The sequence below is a fragment of the Nitrospirillum guaranorum genome, from assembly GCF_034653275.1.
Lineage (GTDB): Bacteria > Pseudomonadota > Alphaproteobacteria > Azospirillales > Azospirillaceae > Nitrospirillum.
On record NZ_JAYEES010000003.1, the window covers coordinates 2,428,654 to 2,446,014 of the forward strand.

The 17,361-nt window shown below is 69.0% G+C and carries 12 protein-coding genes; 4 read left to right on the forward strand and 8 right to left on the reverse strand.

Features of this window, described 5'->3' with window-relative positions; all coding sequences use genetic code 11:
* Positions 1-128 precede the first annotated feature (128 nt).
* The gene (locus tag UAJ10_RS20110; protein ID WP_322917004.1) at positions 129-965 is read left to right on the forward strand and encodes an oxidoreductase; all 837 of its coding nucleotides are present in this window, start codon (positions 129-131) and stop codon (positions 963-965) included.
* A 37-nt stretch (positions 966-1,002) separates the two neighbouring features.
* Here UAJ10_RS20110 and UAJ10_RS20115 read toward each other — a convergent pair whose 3' ends face one another.
* The 4 genes from UAJ10_RS20115 to UAJ10_RS20130 all read right to left on the reverse strand — a co-directional run bounded on the left by UAJ10_RS20115 (position 1,003) and on the right by UAJ10_RS20130 (position 4,480).
* Positions 1,003-1,674, reverse strand: coding sequence for a hypothetical protein (locus tag UAJ10_RS20115; protein WP_322917005.1), 672 nt, complete (start codon positions 1,672-1,674; stop codon positions 1,003-1,005).
* Positions 1,675-1,848: 174 nt separating this feature from the next.
* Positions 1,849-3,180 (reverse strand): LLM class flavin-dependent oxidoreductase, encoded by a 1,332-nt coding sequence (locus tag UAJ10_RS20120; protein WP_322917006.1) that lies wholly within the window; start codon positions 3,178-3,180, stop codon positions 1,849-1,851.
* Positions 3,181-3,404: 224 nt separating this feature from the next.
* The gene (locus UAJ10_RS20125) at positions 3,405-4,100 is read right to left on the reverse strand and encodes an SDR family NAD(P)-dependent oxidoreductase (RefSeq protein WP_322917007.1); all 696 of its coding nucleotides are present in this window, start codon (positions 4,098-4,100) and stop codon (positions 3,405-3,407) included.
* The gene (locus UAJ10_RS20130) at positions 4,097-4,480 is read right to left on the reverse strand and encodes a tautomerase family protein (RefSeq protein ID WP_322917008.1); all 384 of its coding nucleotides are present in this window, start codon (positions 4,478-4,480) and stop codon (positions 4,097-4,099) included. The genes UAJ10_RS20125 and UAJ10_RS20130 overlap by 4 nt, the downstream gene beginning before the upstream one ends.
* Positions 4,481-4,627: 147 nt before the next feature.
* Between UAJ10_RS20130 and UAJ10_RS20135 the strand changes: the two genes are divergently transcribed.
* Both UAJ10_RS20135 and UAJ10_RS20140 read left to right on the forward strand, forming a co-directional pair.
* Positions 4,628-5,095 carry a MarR family winged helix-turn-helix transcriptional regulator gene (locus tag UAJ10_RS20135; protein ID WP_322917009.1) on the forward strand — a complete coding sequence of 156 codons (468 nt, stop codon included), beginning with the start codon at positions 4,628-4,630 and terminating at the stop codon, positions 5,093-5,095.
* A gap of 213 nt (positions 5,096-5,308) precedes the next feature.
* Entirely contained in the window at positions 5,309-6,991 is a 1,683-nt protein-coding gene (locus UAJ10_RS20140) for a methyl-accepting chemotaxis protein (protein WP_322917011.1), read from the forward strand.
* Between the two features lie 98 nt (positions 6,992-7,089).
* Here the strand turns inward: UAJ10_RS20140 and UAJ10_RS20145 are convergent, their stop codons facing one another.
* Positions 7,090-10,917, reverse strand: a complete 3,828-nt coding sequence (locus tag UAJ10_RS20145; protein WP_322917012.1) for a LamG-like jellyroll fold domain-containing protein — start codon at positions 10,915-10,917, stop codon at positions 7,090-7,092.
* 247 nt (positions 10,918-11,164) lie between these two features.
* On the opposite strand from UAJ10_RS20145, the gene mgrA reads away from it, so the two are divergent.
* Entirely contained in the window at positions 11,165-12,208 is a 1,044-nt protein-coding gene (mgrA, locus tag UAJ10_RS20150; protein WP_322917013.1) for an L-glyceraldehyde 3-phosphate reductase, read from the forward strand.
* A 224-nt stretch (positions 12,209-12,432) separates the two neighbouring features.
* Here the strand turns inward: mgrA and UAJ10_RS20155 are convergent, their stop codons facing one another.
* The 3 genes from UAJ10_RS20155 to pbpC form a co-directional block, all read right to left on the reverse strand.
* Positions 12,433-13,440, reverse strand: coding sequence for a glycosyltransferase family 2 protein (locus tag UAJ10_RS20155; protein ID WP_322917014.1), 1,008 nt, complete (start codon positions 13,438-13,440; stop codon positions 12,433-12,435).
* 139 nt (positions 13,441-13,579) lie between these two features.
* A complete protein-coding gene (locus tag UAJ10_RS20160; protein WP_322917015.1) occupies positions 13,580-15,217 on the reverse strand; it encodes an alpha-L-fucosidase in 1,638 nt (545 codons plus the stop codon).
* 71 nt (positions 15,218-15,288) lie between these two features.
* Complete coding sequence (gene pbpC, locus UAJ10_RS20165) at positions 15,289-17,355, reverse strand: penicillin-binding protein 1C (RefSeq protein WP_322917017.1); 2,067 nt, start codon at positions 17,353-17,355, stop codon at positions 15,289-15,291.
* Between the last annotated feature and the right edge of the window lie 6 nt (positions 17,356-17,361).

The window sequence follows — 17,361 nt, forward strand, 5'->3', positions numbered from 1 at the left end:
ATTGATGAAATAATCTCATCAGGACAACGCGAATTCCCAGCATTAATTCACCAGCGACACGGCGCTAGCTTTTCCCTCGTCAGCCGGTGGCGATGGGCCCCGGCCCCCAAAAAGCGAAGGAGAGCATCATGCGTGTCTGGTTCATCACCGGGGCGTCCCGGGGCTTCGGCGCCTTGATCACCGAACAGGCCCTGGCCGCCGGCGACGCCGTGGTCGCCACCGCCCGCGACCCGTCCGCCATCACCGCCCGCCTGGGTGACCACCCCCGCCTGCTGGCCGCCAAGCTGGACGTGACCGACGAGGCGCAAACCCAGGCGGCGGTGGAACAGGCCATCAAGACCTTTGGCCGCATCGACATCCTGGTGAACAACGCCGGCTACGGCCTGCTGGGCGGAGTCGAGGAAGCCAGCGGGACGGAGGTGGAACGCCTGTTCGCCACCAACGTCTTCGGCCTGCTGGCCGTGACCCGCGCCGTGCTGCCCCACATGCGCCGCCAGCGCTCGGGCCGCATCATCAACGTGTCGTCCATCGGCGGTTATCAGTCCTTTATCGGTTGGGGCCCCTACTGCGCCACCAAGTTCGCGGTGGAGGGCCTGACCGAGGCGCTGGCGCTGGAGGTCGCCCCCTTGGGCATCCACGCCACGGTGGTGGAACCCGGTTTCTTCCGTACCGACTTCCTGGATGACCAGTCGCTGTCGCGTACCAAGGTGCAGATCGCGGACTATCACGCCACGGTGGGCGGCATGCGCGACTTCGCCGCCGGCGCCAACCATGCCCAGCCGGGCGACCCGGCCCGCCTGGCCCAGGCCATCATCGCCCTGGCCAACGCGCCCCAGCCGCCCGTGCGCCTGCCCCTGGGCAGCGACACGGTGGCGGCCATCGAGAAGAAGAACGCCTTTGTCGCCGCCGAACTGGCGCAGTGGCGGGACGTGGCGCTGTCCACCGATTTTCCGGCCGGCGCGTGACCCCTCCACCAGGGCGGCGCCACCACCGGCCCAGCCGCTATTGCCCCTGGTCGCTGGCGAACTGCCGGGCACAAAGTCCTTGCGGATGCCAGTCCTGGATCAGGGTGGTCGGCGGCTGGGCCGCATCGTGCAGGATCAGGGCGAAGCCCCGACGCGGTATCTGGCCAATGGCCATCAGCAACATGGGCGGGCCGCCCTCGATGACCAGGCTGTTGCCCGGTCCCCGCTCCTGCCGTGCACCGGCCGGCGTCTCCAGGCACGTATCCCCGGTCAGCGCATAGAAAGCCTCCGGCCCCGAATGCACGTGCAAGGGCGCGGTCATGCCGGGCGTGAAGACCGAACGCAAATATTCCGCCGAATAGGAAGCGGCGGAGGTCACCGGCAGGGGCCCGATGTCCGCCACGTGCGTACCACCCTGCGGGGGCCGCCATCCTCTCCCTTCGATGGTGAACAGCCAGACCTTGCCGAAGGCCGCGACCACGCTGCCCGTCTTGCTGGCCGCCGCCTCCGCCGCCGCCTTGGATGGGAAGGTGTCCAGGTGCCAATAAATGTCGCCCTCCGGCAAGGCGGCGATGTTCTGATGGGCCATCAGGCAGGCGGGGCCGGCCGCTTCCTCCACACCGCAAGGCCGGGCGGTCGCCTGTCCGAAGGCGGGACCAGCCACCAGCATGGCGGCGACAACGGCCCCGACAGCATATGCTTTGCCCATAAGCCACTCCCCTCAATGGATGGCGCAGCATGTCCATCCCAAAGGCGGTGGCGCAACGTCTCCGGGTAGATACAACTTTTCGTGAGGCCGTGAGTCGTGCGAAGGGTGGGCAGGTGGTGGCGCCGTGCAGACGGCCCCTGCCCCACCGCCCGCTGCCCCCCGCCCCCTGCCCGCTTACGCCGCGCCCTTCGCCGCCTTGGCGGCGGTGAAGCGGTTGACCGGCACGTCCAGCCCCAGGTTGTCGCGGAAGGTTTCGCCGTCGTACTCCCGACGCAGCAATCCACGCTCTTGCAGGATGGGCACCACCGTGTCCACGAACACGTCCAGCTGCCGGGGCAGCGCCTCGAAGAAGACGAAGCCGTCGGCGGCCTTGGCCTCCTGCCACTGCTGGAACTTGTCCGCCACCTGTTCCGGCGTGCCGACGAAGTTGCCGCGCGGGGTGGCGAAGCGCTGGGCCACCTGGCGCAGGGTCAGGCCGTCGCGCCGGGCGGCGCTGACGATCTTCAGCACGCTGCTCCGGTTGCTGTTGAGGCCCACGGCCGTCACGTCCGGGAAGGGCGCGTCCAGGTCGTACTGGCTGAAGTCATGGTCGTTGAACGGCCGGCCCAGCATGGACAGGGCGTTCTCGATGGAGACCAGGCTGGCCAGTTCCTGGTACTTCGCCTCGGCCTCCGCCTCGGTGGCGCCCACCACCGGCGCCACGCCCGGCAGGATGAAGACCTTGTCCGGGTCACGGCCGAAGCCGGCGGCCCGCGCCTTCACGTCGGCGTAGTAAGCCTGCGCCTCCGCCAGTTCGTCCTGGCCGACGAAGATGGCGTCGGCGTGCTTGGCGGCGAAGTTCTTGCCGTCCTCGGACGCGCCGGCCTGGAAGATGACCGGCTGGCCCTGTGGGCTGCGGGCGATGTTCAGCGGCCCCTTCACCTGGAAGAATTCACCCTTGTGGTCCAGGGTGTTGAGCTTCTTCGGGTCGAAGAAGACGCCGCTGTCCTTGTCATGGACCAGGGCATCATCCTCCCAGCTGTCCCACAGCCCCTGGACCACGTCCAGGTATTCCGCCGCCAGGCGATAGCGCTGGTCGTGGGCCAGGTGCTGGGCCTTGCCGTAGTTGGCGGCACTGCCCTCCAGCCAGCTGGTAACCACGTTCCACCCGGCCCGGCCACCGCTGATATGATCCAGCGAGGCGAACTGGCGGGCCACGTTGTAGGGCTCGCTGTAGCTGACCGTCAGGGTGCCGACCAGGCCGATATGGCTGGTGGCGCCCGCCAGCGCCGACAGGATGGTCAGCGGCTCGAACCGGTTCAGGTAGTGGGGGCTGGACTTCTCGGTGATGTAGACGCTGTCGGCCACGAACAGGAAATCGAACTTGCCCCGCTCCGCCACCTGCGCTTGGCGCTTGTAGAAGGCGAAATTGGTGCTGGCGTCCGGCTGGGCGTCGGGGTGGCGCCAGTCACCCCAGGTGCGCCCCACGCCATGAAGGATGAAGCCCAATTTCAACTGCTTGCCCATGATCGCCTCCGTAAGATCGAAGCGGCCAGCATCCAAGCGGGACCGGCGCCACACAAACGAGTCTTCTCAAAGAGACCGTTGAGTGGCGCCGGAACCAATACTGTTCCCTCAAGCGGCGGGCGCGGGCATCCGCCCGCTTGCCTCATCCTCGATTTCCAGTCCGCTACGCTCCCCGAAAATCTCCGGCGGCCCCGTCGGGGCCTACAGCGGCACAAGCCGCTGGGTCAGAACTTCTCGACCCACGGGCGCAGTTCCACCTCCCAGGTCCAGGCGCTGCGGTGCTGATTGTGGATGTGCAGGTATTCCCGGGCGATGGCGTCAGGGTCCAGCCACTTGTCCGCCGGCCCCTCCTCCCCCGGTTTGGACCAGCTGCTGGCCACGCCACCGTCGATGACGAAATGGGCGACGTGGATGTTCTGCGGCGCCAACTCGCGCGCCAGGCTCTGCGCCATGCCGCGTAAGGCGAACTTTCCCATGGCGAAGGGGGTGGAGCCCGCCATGCCCTTCACGCTGGCGGTGGCGCCGGTCAGCAGGATGCTGCCCCGGCTCAGCACGCGCATGCGCACCGCCGCGGCCTGGGCCACCAGGAAACCGGCGTAGGCGGAGACGCGCAGGGACTCCAGCACCTGGGCGGGGTCCAGGTCCTGCACCGGTCCGCGCGCGCGGGCGCTGGCGTTGAACACCACCAGCTCCGGCACGCCCAGGTCGGTGTCGACCCGTTCGAACAGGCCGGCCACCGCCTCGGGCTCGGCGGCATCGACGGCGTAGGCCCGGGCCCCCGTTTCCGCCACCAGGTCGGCCAGCTTGTCCGTGTTCCGCGCGGCCAGGGCCACGCCATACCCCTCCGCCGCCAGCAGGCGGGCCAGCGACGCGCTGATGCCCTTGCCCGCGCCGACGATCAGCGCCGATTTCCCGCTCATGACGCGTACTGCGCTTCGCCGTTGCCGAAGGACCAGTTCTCCTTGGGCACCTCGACCAGGTTGATGAACACGTCCTCGCGCCGCAGGCCCAGGCGGGCGTGCAGGCCATCGGCCACCGCCTTGTAGAACGCCTTCTTCACCTCCAGCGTGCGCCCCTGGTTCAGGGTGATTTGGATGATCACCGTGTCGCGGGTGCGATGAATGCCCAGATAGGTGGGGTCGGCCACGAAGTCGCTGTCACCATGTTCGGTGATGATCTGGAAACGGTCGTCCTTGGGCACGTTCAGGGTGCTGAGCATGGCCTCATAGATCACCTCCCCGATTGTGTGGCGGTATTCGGCGGACTTGCCTTTGACCAGGTCGATACGGGCGAGCGGCATGGGGTGTTCCTCCGGTTGTGGCCAATCCCTGGATGGGATCTCCAAACGCGAGCATGCCGCATTTATGGGTAATTGCCCATATAATCGTTGACAGCGTCACCTCGGGCGCGCCTGATACGCTGGCGCCCGTTTCCACCAGGACCGTTCATGCCTGACACCACCCCCCTCGCCATCGATCCGTCCGAACCCACGCAGTGCAACTGCGCCGCCTTGCGCCAGGCCTCCCGCCGCCTGACCAAGTTCTATGACGCGGCCCTGGCACCCACGGGCCTGGGCATCAACCAGTACTCCATCCTGTCCCGCCTGAACCGCCACGGGCCCAGAAGCATCCAGGATCTGGCGGCCCTGCTGGCCATGGACCGCTCCACCCTGGGGCATCTGCTGCGTCCGTTGGAGAAGCGCAACCTGGTGCGCCTGACCATCACGCCGGCGGACAAGCGCCGCCGGGTGCTGGTGCTGACGGCGGAGGGGCGGGATCTGATCGCCCAGGCCCAGCCGCTGTGGACGGCGGCGCAAGCGCGGTTCGAGCACGCCTTCGGCAGCGACAACGCCCTGACCCTGCGCACTGTGCTGCGCCAGGTGGAAACGGCCGAACTGGCGGAACCGGCCGAGTAAAGCCACCAGTCCTGACCAGTTGTGATTAAATAAAATGCCATGTAATTGATAGCAAGATAGCGGCGGAACGCCGCAGCGCACCGGCATGCGACAGGATACAAGGTTAACGGGGGTGGCAATTGGACAGGTGCACCCCATGTCCTTCTCTCATAAAGGGGTATCTCTTGTGGGAAATGGATAGGGACCCCAGCGCAATCCGCTTCAGGAGCCGCCATGCCGCGTCTTGTCGACCTTTCCTTGCGCACCCGTATAGTCTCGGCCTTCGCTTTGGTCTTGCTGGTGACCTTGGGCCTGGGGCTGTTCGCCCTGGAGCGCCTGTCCCGCATCGAGGCGGCCGCCGCCGACCTGGGAACCGACGCCCTGCCCTCCATCGTCGCCAGCAACGAATTGCTACAGGGCGTGCTGGAGGCCCGGCGCTTCCAGCAAGGCATGCTGCTGACCACCGACGACGCGGCGCGGGCCGAGCAGGAAAAGACCGTGACCCAGGAGTTGGACCGCGTGGCCAAGGGCCGCCGGGCCTACGACCCGCTGATCACCATCGAACGACCGCAGATGGACCAGTTCGATACCCTGTGGCCGCGATTCCTCGCCTCGTCCACCCAGGTTATCGACGCCCTGCACAAGGGCGACCGGGAAACGGCGCTGAAGCTGTACGCCGGCGAGAACCGGGACCAGACGCGCGCCCTGGTCAAGGTGCTGACGGACGCGGCGGACCTGAACTACCGCGCCGGCCAGGACGCCTACGCCCTGCTGAACCACACCACCGGCATCTCGCGCCTGGGCACGCTGCTGGCGCTGGCCGTTGCGCTGGCCGTGGCCTTTGCCGCCGGCGCCGTCACGGTGCTGACCACCGGGCGGCCCACCCGTCAGCTGACGGCGGTCATGACGCGCTTGAGCCAGCGGCAGCTGGACACCGCCATCCCCGGCGCCGACCGCCAGGATGAGATCGGCGCCATGGCGCGCGCCGTCCAGGTGTTCCGCGACGGCCTGGTGGAGGCCGAGCGCCTGGCCGCCGAACAGCGGGAGGCGGAGGCGGCCAAGGCCCGCCGCGTCGCCGCCATCGACAGCCTGGTCGGCGACTTCGACCGGCAATCCTCCCACATCCTGCACCAATTCAGCGGGGCGGCCGCCGAACTGGACACCGCCGCGCAGAGCATGTCCGGCGTGGCGGAGGAGACCAACCGCCAGTCGGCCAGCGCCGCCGCCGCCGCGGACCAGACCACCGCCAACGTCCAGACCGTGGCCGCCGCGGCGGAGGAGATGGCGGCCAGCATCGCCGAGATCAACCGCCAGGTGGTGCACGCCCAGGCCATCGCCAGCCGCGCCAGTCAGGACGCGCGCGAGACCATGGCCACAGTCGCCGGGCTGACCGACGCCACCCAGCGCATCGGCGAGGTGGTGACCCTGATCCAGACCATCGCCGAGCAGACCAACCTGCTGGCGCTGAACGCCACCATCGAGGCCGCGCGCGCCGGGGAGGCCGGCAAGGGCTTCGCCGTCGTGGCGGCGGAGGTGAAGGGCCTGGCCAACCAGACGGCCAAGGCGACGGGGGACATCGCCGCCCAGATCACGGCGGTGCAGCAGGTGTCACTCCGCACCTCCACCGCCATCCAGGCCATCGGCGCGGTGATCGAGGAGGTGAACGGCATCTCCACCTCCATCGCCGCCGCCATGGAACAGCAAGGCGCCTCAACCACGGAGATCAGCCGCAACGTGGGCCAGGCCGCCACCGGCACCCAGGGGGTCGCCGATGCCCTGGGGGCGGTGACGGAGGCCGCCGGCCAGGCCGGCGTCGCCGCCACCCAGGTGCTGGGCGCCGCCCACGACCTGTCGGAACAGTCCGGCGTGCTGCAGACCCACGTCAGCCGCTTCCTGGCCGCCATCAAGGCGGCTTGAGGCGGCCCCCGGCGCCGGACGCCCGCAGTAGCGGTCTACCTCGGTGCAATGAGAAAGGCCGGCGGGAGCTCCCCCTCGCCGGCCTTTTCCTTCGCACCTCAGGGCAAGGGCACGGTGTTGTTGGCCAGGGTCAGCTCCGGCTGGTCAAGCGCCACCCGCACGCTGGCGCCTTGGGCCTTGAAGCCCCGGGGCAGGGGCAGCGTCACCTCCACCGTGCGCGGCACCAGGTCCAGGGGCGCGGGCAGCGCCGGCACGGATGCCGTGGCCACCACCGTGCCAGCGGCATCGACCAGCGACAGGGTGCCGGCCGGCGCGTCCGCCCCGCCCAGGCTGTGCACGGTGGCCTGCAGCACGCCCTTTTCCACCCGCACGTCGTCACGGCCGATGCCGATGTCCGGCCGGGCTTCCGTCGGCGTGGTCGCCTGGTCCAACGAGAACTCCAGCACCGTGGTCTGGTGCGGCTGGAACACCACGTCCACGCCGGCGCTGCGTTCCAAGTCCACGGTCTGGCGGGCGGTGGCGCCGGTGATGCTGTCGCCACCCTCGGTCGCGGTACCGCTGGCCATGTGCCAATGGCCGGCGGTGACGTTCCAGGTGGTCATGCGCGCCGCCTGCGGCCGGTCGGACAGGTTGTAGGCCACCACCTTGAAATGGTCGCGCGTGGCGCCGGGCAGCAGGATGGCCACCTGCTCCGCCCCGTCCGGCTCGGCGAAGCGCCAGCTGACGGTGTGGCCGGGGTAAAGGTAGTTGCGCCGCAGGGCCACGCCGCCCAGCCGTTCCCGTTGCAGGACGTCGCTGGGCAGATCCACCCGGTCGGACCACCAGTGCCCTTCGGTGTTCATATAGAACGTCTGCGACTTGGACTGGATGGCGGCGGCGTGCAACTCCTCCAGCCAATGCGTGTCGCCCGTCATCTGCCAGGCGATGTAGGGGGCGAAGCCGCTGTCGCCCCTGAGGCTGGCAGGGCCGGCCTTGTCCGCCTTGGCGGTCATGGCCCGGCCCCAATCGTCACGGCGGCCCAGCACGTCGATGGCGTTCTCGTTCAGCTCATCGATGGCGCGGGGGCCCGCCTGGGCCACGCGCGACAGGATGGGGCCCAGGTACTTGGCGTCGCCGGTCCAGCGGTAGCTGGCCCAGAAGGTCTGCATCGCCCCCACCTCCCCCACCGCCTTGGCAAGGTCCCCGTCCCGTTCCGCGTCCGTGCGCCAGTTGATCTCCGCCGGGTAAGACACGGTGCCATCCTTCCCGCCCGGCTTGCCATGGGCTAGGTAGCCGTCGGCCAGGCCCTGGATCAGGGCGCGGGCCTTGGGGTTGGCGTTGTAGACGCCCATCAGGATGGCGGGATGGGTGATCATGAAGGAATGGGGCTTCTGCCATTCCCACGGGCCCTCGCGATAGGCCTGGGTGCCGCTGAACCAGTTGGTGGCGAAGTGCACATGGCCGTTGGGATTGGGCAGGATGATGCGCTCGGCCAGCGCCTTGGTGGTGGCCATAAGCCGCTCCACCGTGCGCGGCTCGCCCCAGTTCAGGTACAGCGCCTCGCTGTTGCTGTTGATGCCTTCCTCATAGGAATGCAGCTCATCGGTGGTGATGGTGCCCAGGCCGTTGGTGATCATACCGTTGCGGTACTGCGCGTCGATCAGCGCCGCCAGGGAGGCCCTGATCTTGTCCGGCTCCACCCCCATCAGGGCCAGGCCCGGCCATTGCTCCGTCAGGTCGGTGTCGTCGGAGATGCCGCCGCCGAAATCGCCATAGGGCACCTGCCGTTCATCGATCCACCAGTCGACGAAGCGGCGGATCAGCTTCATGTCCTCCACCTGGCGGAAGGCCCACAGGGGCACGCCGGCCGGGGCCTGCGGCTGGGTGAAGGCGGGCCAGCCCTGCGCGCCATAGCTCATGTCCGCCCAGTAATAGCGGCCCAGCAAATTGTCCGGATCCACGCGCAGCAGGTCGCTGACGTCACCGAAGAGGCGGCGGTACAGGCGCTGGCGCTTGGAGGTGGTGTGCTCCTCCACCAGGAAGCCCCAATTGTCCTTCACCTGGTTCAGGCGGTCGGCGATGTGCTCCACCTTCGCCTGTTCCCGGTCCTTGAACACCAGGCGGATGCGGGCGCCGTCCAGGCTGTGGGCGGTGAAGTCGGGAGCGGCCGAGGCGACGGTCAGGTAGAGGCTGTCGTTGGTCAGGATGCGGTCGCGCGTGTCCAGCCACAGGGTGCGCGCCTGCCCCGGCTTGACCGAGACCGACACATCGACCAAGTCGCGGTCCGGCCAGATGGGGTCCTTGATCTGGATGTTCAGGGGGATCAGCCCGTCCCTGGCTGGCGTCACGCCAAGCGCCGGCAGGTCGATGGCGATGCCGTCCAACCCGTCGTGCATGTTCTCCCAGCCATAGGCCCAGGCGCGCATCAGCGGCTGCGCCACCGGCGGATCGCCGAAGCCGGAGGGGATCAGCACATGAACGATGGGCATGGCCGGGACGGTCTCCGCCGCCCGCTTGCGCACCGGCGCCTCCGCCGGCAGGGCCACCACCGTGCTGCGCTCATTGGCGGGGTAGCGCCCGGCGATATAGCCGCGCAGGGCCGCCAGATTGTCGTAGTCGGGGGCCGCGTCGCTGCGGATGGTGTAGCTGAGCTTCACCGTGCCTTGCGGCTCCGCCCCCTCGGTCACGTTGTAGGCCCAGATCTCCTGGATGGGGGTTTCCTGGGCGACGTTGGTGAAGCGCAGGCGGCCGCCCTGGCGGGTGCCGAACTGGTCCACCGTGCGCACGGGGCCCTGCCGGCGCTTGGCCAGCGGTTTGAAGGCGCCGTCGGCACCGGCGTAGTCCAGGCTGCCGTACGCGGCCCCCCGTATCTCCACACGGTTGAAGGGCTCATCGGGAAGCGCCAGGTCCAGCGCCTGCCCACCCTCCACATAGGTGTTCCAGTCCGGCAGGGTGAAATAGTCATTGCGCCCGGGCAGGCGGGAGCGGTTGTAGACACCCGGCCATGTCGTCTCCTGGATGCCGTCGGTGGCCTTCCACATCCATTCCTTCTTATCCTTGGCGTCGGCGAACTCGACCTTGCGGATGGCCGTCACGGGCGCCGTCAGCGCGGGCGGCGCCTTGTCCTCCCAGCCATAGCGATGCAGCCAGGCCTGGCGGGCGGCGGCATCGGAAATGGACGCCGGCGTTGCCGCCGGCATGTCGTTGCGCGCCAGGGCCGCCATCTCCGCCGGCGCCAGCATATGGTCATAGACGCGGATCTCGTCGACGTCGCCGCCGCGCATGAAACTGTAGCGGCTTTGCACCTGGTGGGGGGAGATGGTGCGGCCGGCAAGGCCGAACTGGTCCAGCCCCACGTCATAATCACCCTTGGCGTCCTGGCGCGCCGCCTCGCGCCCGTTCACGTACAGGCGCACGCCCGCCGTCTCATCCCAGGCGAAGGCGATGGGGATCCAGGCGTCGGGGGCCGGCGGGGTATCGAGCGTGAAAGAGACGCGGGTGCGCGCCAGGTTGGCGTCGGTGACGAAGGCGTCGAAGCCATGGCCATTCCAGTCGATGCGCAGCCACGCCATGTCCCAGCTGGTGTGGTCGGCGAAACCCACGCGGAAGATGACGAAAGGCGCCGCGCCCACGGGATAGCGCGACCGCCAGAAGAAGGAGAGCGTGCCGCGCTGGGCGTAGATGTTGCCCGGCGCGTCCCAGGCCAGCACCCCGTCGTCCTGCCATTCGATGGCGCCACCGGACACGCCGGTGGACACGATTTTCACCTTGGCCTGGAAGTTGGGCACCGCCTGCCCGCCGGCCACGTCGGCGACGAAGCCCCTGTCCGCCGATACGCGGAACAACAGGCCATCCGTCCCCGGCGCCGCCAGCGACGGGGCCGACAGGATGGCGGTGGATAAGAGGCCCGCGGCCAGCGCCCGGCCGGCCTTGGTCATCCCGGACATGTTCCCTCCCCTGGGTTCCGGCCGCCGCGGGCTTCCGCCGCCGCCCCGGTTTCTCTTTGCGGGCCGGAGGCTAAAGCATAATTGACACCGGTGGCAATTATGGATTTCGGCTGAAAGTGCGGGTCGGTTTGCCGCAGCCGGCGACGGGCGACCCGACCGGATGAGTTTAATCAACTCCCGCCTTGGAGGGCGCTGACGATCCCCGTATGGTGCCACCGGTTACCGCCCCATAGCTGGAGCCCTGAACATGCAGTCCCTCTATCGCGCCGCCGACGACCGTTACGAAACCATGCCCTACCGCCGCTGCGGGCGCAGCGGCCTGGACCTGCCCGCCATATCGCTGGGCCTGTGGCACAATTTCGGCGGTGCCGACGTCTTCGAGACCGGCCGCGCCATCCTGCGCCGCGCCTTCGACCGGGGCGTCACCCATTTCGACCTGGCCAACAACTACGGCCCGCCCTATGGCTCGGCCGAGGAGAACTTCGGCCGCGTCATGGCTGGGGACTTCAAGCCCTACCGGGATGAGATGATCATCTCCACCAAGGCCGGGTACGACATGTGGCCCGGCCCCTACGGCATCGGCGGATCGCGCAAGTACCTGATCGCCAGCCTGGACCAGAGCCTGCGCCGCATGGGTCTGGACTATGTCGACATCTTCTATTCCCATCGCGTGGATCCGACCACGCCGCTGGAAGAAACCATGGGCGCGCTGGCCCAGGTGGTGCGCCAGGGCAAGGCGCTGTACGTCGGCATCTCCTCCTATTCGCCGGAGATGACGGCCAAAGCCGCGGCATTGCTGAAGGAGATGGGCACGCCCTGCCTGATCCATCAGCCCAGCTATTCCATGCTGAACCGCTGGATCGAGGGCGGCCTCCTGCAGACGCTGGAAGGCAGCGGCATCGGCTGCATCGCCTTCTCCCCGCTGGCGCAGGGCTTGCTGTCCAAGAAGTACCTGAACGGTGTGCCGGCCGACGCCCGCGCCGCCAAGGGCGGGTCGTTCAAGGAAGATCTGCTGACGCCCGAGGCGCTGCACCATGTGCGCGCCCTGAACGCCATCGCCGAGCGGCGGGGCCAGACCCTGGCGCAGATGGCGATCGCCTGGGTGTTGCGCGACCCGCGCGTTACCTCCGCCCTCATCGGCGCCCGTACCGTGGCCCAGCTCGACGACAGCCTGGACGCGTTGAGGAACCTGGCGTTCACGGACGCTGAACTGGCGGAAATCGACGCCCACGCCGTCGACACCGGCCTGAACATCTGGCAGCGCTCCTCCGACGCCAGCACGCCGGAGTGAGCGGACAAAAAGATGCCCGCGCCTCGGACGGGGCGCGGGCATCCAGGATGGCGGTGCGGGCGGGGGGCCGCAGGTACCGCCCATGGGGAGGAAAGCGACGGGGTGATGGGGAGTGGGGGGATATCCCGTCGCCGCAAGGGAAAGCTACCCCAGGTGGCGGCCGGCGCTCTTGCACGCCTTATGGATATTTTGTCTGAAAGGGGCGTCGTGTTGGGCCCGCGGGGTCAGCCCAGAAGGCGCGCCATCTCCGCCTTCACGGCCGGCGCCTGGTGCAGCAACAACAGATCCGCCTCGTCATTCAGATCCTGCCGCCGGAAATACGCGTCATCCAGCCCCTCGCCCTTGTGCGGGTGGCCATCGGCGAAGGGCGCCCGGCCGCGTGCCCGCTTACGCTCGAACTCCGCCCGCGACTTGACAGAATAGTGGTGGATGTACAGCCGGGAATGGGAGATGGCGGGCGTAAAGGCGAAGTCGCGCAACGCGACGGGCGTTCCGGTGTCGTCGACATAGTGATGTCCCTGCCGCAGGCGGCCGGAATGAATCAGCATGCGATCCAGGGCCGCCGTGCGCACCAGGCTTTTCATATGGACGTGGCCGGGATGCAGGGTGGGGGCGCAGCGGGTGAAGCGCTCGATCACCAAACGGCCGTCGGGCTGCCGATGGCCGCTGGACCCGAAATAACGCCAGTTGAGCGCCACCGCCCCCACGGCCGGATCCTCGCCGTATGAGGCCGCCAGCGCAGGCAAGGACAGCCCCGCCCGGCTGACGACGAACTCATCGGCGTCGATGAACAGGGCCCAATCCGTCTCCGCCGCGTAGTAGGTCACGAAATGATTGTAGGCCCGCAGCTGCGGACCCACCGTCATGTCGCCCCACCAGTTGAAATCCCGCAGATGGGGTAGCGACAGGACCAGGTCCCGCGCCTCGAAGAAGGACAAGGCACCGCTGTTGGGCGTGGACGGCCAGTCGATGACGGTGATGCCGGCCCGGCCGGCGATGCGATCCAAGACGGCGCGCGTATCATCGGTACTGCCGTTGTTGTAGATGACGAAGCGCTCGATACCCATCAGGCGGTAATACGCCACCCATTCCAGCAGGAAGGCGCCCTCGTTCTTGACGATGGCGCAAATGGTGACGCGGGGCGGATTGGCATCCGCCCCCTGACTTATGCCTATTACACGCCCATGCTGGCGCCCATCATCCGCCCATTTTATTGTTGATATACTGTTCATAAGGGCGATACCGGGCTTGGTTATTTCCAAGCATTTTATAGGTCTCCTGCGACTGGCGGGACTACCGTCCCTTCGCCCTAGGCCACATTGCATAATAATGACAAAACTGAGACGGATCGCCGTCTAACAAGGCCCCGGTTCAGCGCTCGACGCGATAGACGAAGGCGTAATCGCCCGGCGCCCGCTTCGGTACCGCCAGGTGCAGGCCATCCTCATCCTGATGGAAGGAAAGGGTCTGGCCGGCCCCGCCATCCAGCAGGGTGACGGCCTTCACCGCCACCCCCGCCGGCAGGGCGTGGATGGTGGCCTCCCCGCCTTCGGGCCAGCCCAGCTCGATGGCGTAGAGGGTGTCGCCCTTGGTGGTGAAGCGGAAGTCCTCGGGTCCGAATGGCCTGTCGGCCTGCCCTTCCTTGAACGAGCCGCTGGCCATGCGGGCGGGCCCCTCGCCGAACTGGCGCCACGGCCGCGTGCCGTAGATCGCCTCGCCATTGGTCTTCAGCCAGGATCCTATGGCCAATAGCCTGTCCTGCGCCTCCTGCGGGATGGTGCCGTCGGCGCGGGGACCGATGTTCAGCAGCAGGTTGCCGTTCTTGGACACGATGTCTGCCAGCAGGTGGATGATCCTCTCGGGCGACTTGTACCGCTCACCCTCGATATAGCCCCAGCTGTAGTCGCCCAGCGAGGTGCAGGTCTGCCAGACGCGGGGCTGGATCTCCGGCATCAGGCCCCGTTCCACGTCGGCGACGCCGCTGCCCGCCGCCAGCGCCCCTTCCTTGTAATTCACCACCGCCGAGGCGCCGCGCCGTCCCTGGGTATTGTAATAATAGGCCAGGAACTTGGGCAGGGTGGCGCGGAAGGCCGGATGGCTGATCCACCAGTCGAAATAGATCAGGTCGGGATGGTAGTCTTCCACCAACTCCGCCGTGCGCGCCGTCCAGTCATCCAGCCAGGCCTGCGAGACGTAGGTGAAGTCACCCGTCAGCTGGGCGTCGCCCGTGTCCTCCGCCGTCAGCCGCGCCTCCGCCGGGCCATAGAGGTCGGCGTAGCGCGGGTCGTTCACGTCGGAGGGGATTCTGCGGCCCTCGCCGAAGAACCAGTCATGCTCCGCCCGGTGTGAGGACAGGCCCAGGTGCAGACCTTGCGCCCGCACCGCCCGGACCAGATCGCCGATCAGGTCGCGCTTGGGCCCCATGCGCAGGGCCGACCAGTCGGACAGGCGCGTGGCGTACATGGCGAAGCCGTCATGATGCTCCGCCACCGGCACCACGTACCGGGCGCCGGACGCGCGGAACAGGGCGGCCCAGGCGCGGGGATCGTATTTCTCCGCCTTGAACAGGGGGATGAAGTCCTTGTAGCCGAACTTGTCCGGGGTGCCGTAAACGGCCAGGTGATGCTGGTATTCCTTGCTGCCCTGGATGTACATGCGGCGCGAATACCATTCGCTGCCGAAGGCGGGCACGGAATAGACGCCCCAGTGGATGAAGATGCCGAACTTGGCATCCGCGTACCATTCGGGCACCCGCCAGGTCCGCAGGGATTCCCAGTCCGCCCGGAAGGGCCCGGCGGTGTCGCCCGCCGCCACCTTCCTCAACAGAACCTCACGCTCATGCGCCGCCTTGGCGGAGCCCTGGCGCCAGGCCGCGTCCATCTGCGCCGGGGTCAGCGCGGCGGCGGTGGGGGCCGCCCCCTGGGCGAGGGCCGTCGCCGGCAAGCAGATCATTGCCAGCAGGCCGATGGCGCGCCACGGACGGCGCCGGCTGAGGGAAGGGCGCGTCATGGTCGGTGGTCCTCCTGCGTCATCAACGGGCCGTCATCACCCAGGGGGGCAGCCTCGCACATCCGCGCCGCTCAGCGAACCCGCACCGTCGCCTTGGCCCGTTGGCCGGCGGCGTCGATGACGGCGATGTCGGTGAACCCGATGCCGTCGGGCACCCAATCCGCGCCCTCCCCCGTCGCGGTGTCCGGCAAGGGCAGGCCGTTGACCAGCCAGCGCAGGGGCGGACGGCCGCCCAGTGCCTCCAGCGGCACCGGCACGGGCGCGCCATCGCGGCCGGGCGCGCGCTCGACCTCCGCCCCGTCCGGCGGGAAGGCGATGCGCAACGGGGCGGCGGCCGCGGCCAGGCTGCCACCGGGCGTCCCCCGGTCGAACAGGGCCAGGGCCGGCGGCAGGGCGTGGCCGGGCCCGGCCTCCAGCACCCCAGGTGGCGGCTCGGGCGGCGTGCCCCGGTCGGGCAGCAGATCCACCAGGCGGAACAGCAGCGGCGCCGCCATGTCGCGGCCGGCGGCGCCGGGCCGGGGCGTGCCGTCCGGCCGCCCCACCCACACCCCCACCACATGGGTGGGGGTGAAGCCCACCGCCCAGGCGTCACGGAAGCCATAGGACGTGCCCGTCTTGTAGGCGACCCAGCGCCCGCCCACCGCCGCCCGCCCGTCCGGCCGGGGCGTGCCCGACAGGATGTCCGCCACGTACCAGGCGGCCACCGCGCCCATCAGCCGTTTGGCCGGCCGCTTGGGCCCCGGCGCCTCGGACGGCGTCAGCAGCAGCGGCCGGGCCAGGCCGCCATCCCCCAGGTCGGCGTAGAGATTGGTCAGGTCGGCCAGGCTGAGTCCCAGGCCGCCCAGCGCCAAGGGCAAACCGGGAGCCGCGTCCGGCCGGGGCAGCACCACCTGCGCCCCCACCTCACGCAAGCGGCCGAGGAAACGGGCGGGCCCCAGCCGGTCCAGCACCTTCACCGCCGGCACGTTCAGCGATTGCTGCAGGGCCTCGCGCACCGTGACCAGGCCATGGAAACCACCGTCGAAATTGCGCGGCGCGTAGTCGCCAAAGACGGTGGGCACGTCGTTGATGCGCGTCTCGGGATGCAGCGGCAGCGCCTCGAACCCCAGGCCGTAGAGGAAGGGCTTCAGCGCCGATCCGGGCGAGCGTGGCGCCGCCGCCATGTCCACCTGGCCGAAGGGACCGGTGAAGCTGCCCCCGACATAGGCGCGCACCTTGCGGCTGCCGATCTCCATCACCAGGACCGCCACCTCCGCCGCCGGCTCCAGCGTATCCTGGGTGCCCCGCACCGTGGCCTCCACCCGCCGCTGCAGGCCGGCGTCCAGGGTGCTGGCGATGACGCTGCCCGGCGGCGCGGCGCGGCGCAGGCGGTCGGCGAGGTGGGGAGCCAGGAACGGCAGCGGGCGGCGGTCGGTCGGCAGCGGCTCCGACATGCCTTCGCGCGCCGCCTGACGGCTCAGCACGCCCTTGGCCGCCATGCGCCGCAGCAGGGCGTCCCGGCCGGCACGCGCCGCCATCGGCGCCAGATCCGGCCGGCGCTTGGTGGGCGATTGCGGCAGGGTCACCAGCAAGGCCGCCTGCCCCGGGGTCAGCGCCGCCGGCGGCCGGCCGAAATAGGCCAGCGACGCCGCCCGCGCGCCCTCCAGGTTGCCGCCGAAGGGCGCCAGGGTCAGGTACAGGCCCAGGATGTCGCTCTTGGAATAGCGCGCCTCCAGCTGCAGGGCCCGGGCCATCTCCACCAGCTTGGACACCACCGTGCGGGGGCGCGGTTCCAGCAGGCGCGCCACCTGCATGGTGAGGGTGGACCCGCCGGAAACGACGTGACCATGGCGCAGGGCCTGGGCCGCCGCCCGCGCCAGGGCCAGCGGATCGACGCCGGGATGGTGATAGAAGCGATGGTCCTCATAGGCCAGCAGCAGCGCCAGGTAGGTGGGGTTGGCCTCCGCCGCGGTCATGGGCAGCCGCCAGGCGCCGTCATCGGTGATGAAGGCGCGCAGCACCTCCCCGTTCTCGTCCGTCACCAGGGTGGACCGCTCCTGCCAGCGCCGCAGGTCCGGCGGGAACAGCCGGTCCAGCGCCACGACCAGCAGGACGAGCGCCAGCGCCCCGATGCCCAGGCGCCTCCCCCAGCGGGTCAATCGGGA

Bases quoted from the DNA above. Each gene is read 5' to 3' on its own strand.
- UAJ10_RS20140 (WP_322917011.1), top strand. From the start codon at position 5,309: ATGCCGCGTCTTGTCGACCTTTCCTTGCGCACCCGTATAGTCTCGGCC.
- UAJ10_RS20155 (WP_322917014.1), bottom strand. From the start codon at position 13,440: ATGAACAGTATATCAACAATAAAATGGGCGGATGATGGGCGCCAGCAT.
- UAJ10_RS20145 (WP_322917012.1), bottom strand. From the start codon at position 10,917: ATGTCCGGGATGACCAAGGCCGGCCGGGCGCTGGCCGCGGGCCTCTTA.
- UAJ10_RS20110 (WP_322917004.1), top strand. From the start codon at position 129: ATGCGTGTCTGGTTCATCACCGGGGCGTCCCGGGGCTTCGGCGCCTTG.
- UAJ10_RS20135 (WP_322917009.1), top strand. From the start codon at position 4,628: ATGCCTGACACCACCCCCCTCGCCATCGATCCGTCCGAACCCACGCAG.
- UAJ10_RS20160 (WP_322917015.1), bottom strand. From the start codon at position 15,217: ATGACGCGCCCTTCCCTCAGCCGGCGCCGTCCGTGGCGCGCCATCGGC.
- UAJ10_RS20125 (WP_322917007.1), bottom strand. From the start codon at position 4,100: ATGAGCGGGAAATCGGCGCTGATCGTCGGCGCGGGCAAGGGCATCAGC.
- UAJ10_RS20130 (WP_322917008.1), bottom strand. From the start codon at position 4,480: ATGCCGCTCGCCCGTATCGACCTGGTCAAAGGCAAGTCCGCCGAATAC.
- UAJ10_RS20115 (WP_322917005.1), bottom strand. From the start codon at position 1,674: ATGGGCAAAGCATATGCTGTCGGGGCCGTTGTCGCCGCCATGCTGGTG.
- UAJ10_RS20120 (WP_322917006.1), bottom strand. From the start codon at position 3,180: ATGGGCAAGCAGTTGAAATTGGGCTTCATCCTTCATGGCGTGGGGCGC.
- mgrA (WP_322917013.1), top strand. From the start codon at position 11,165: ATGCAGTCCCTCTATCGCGCCGCCGACGACCGTTACGAAACCATGCCC.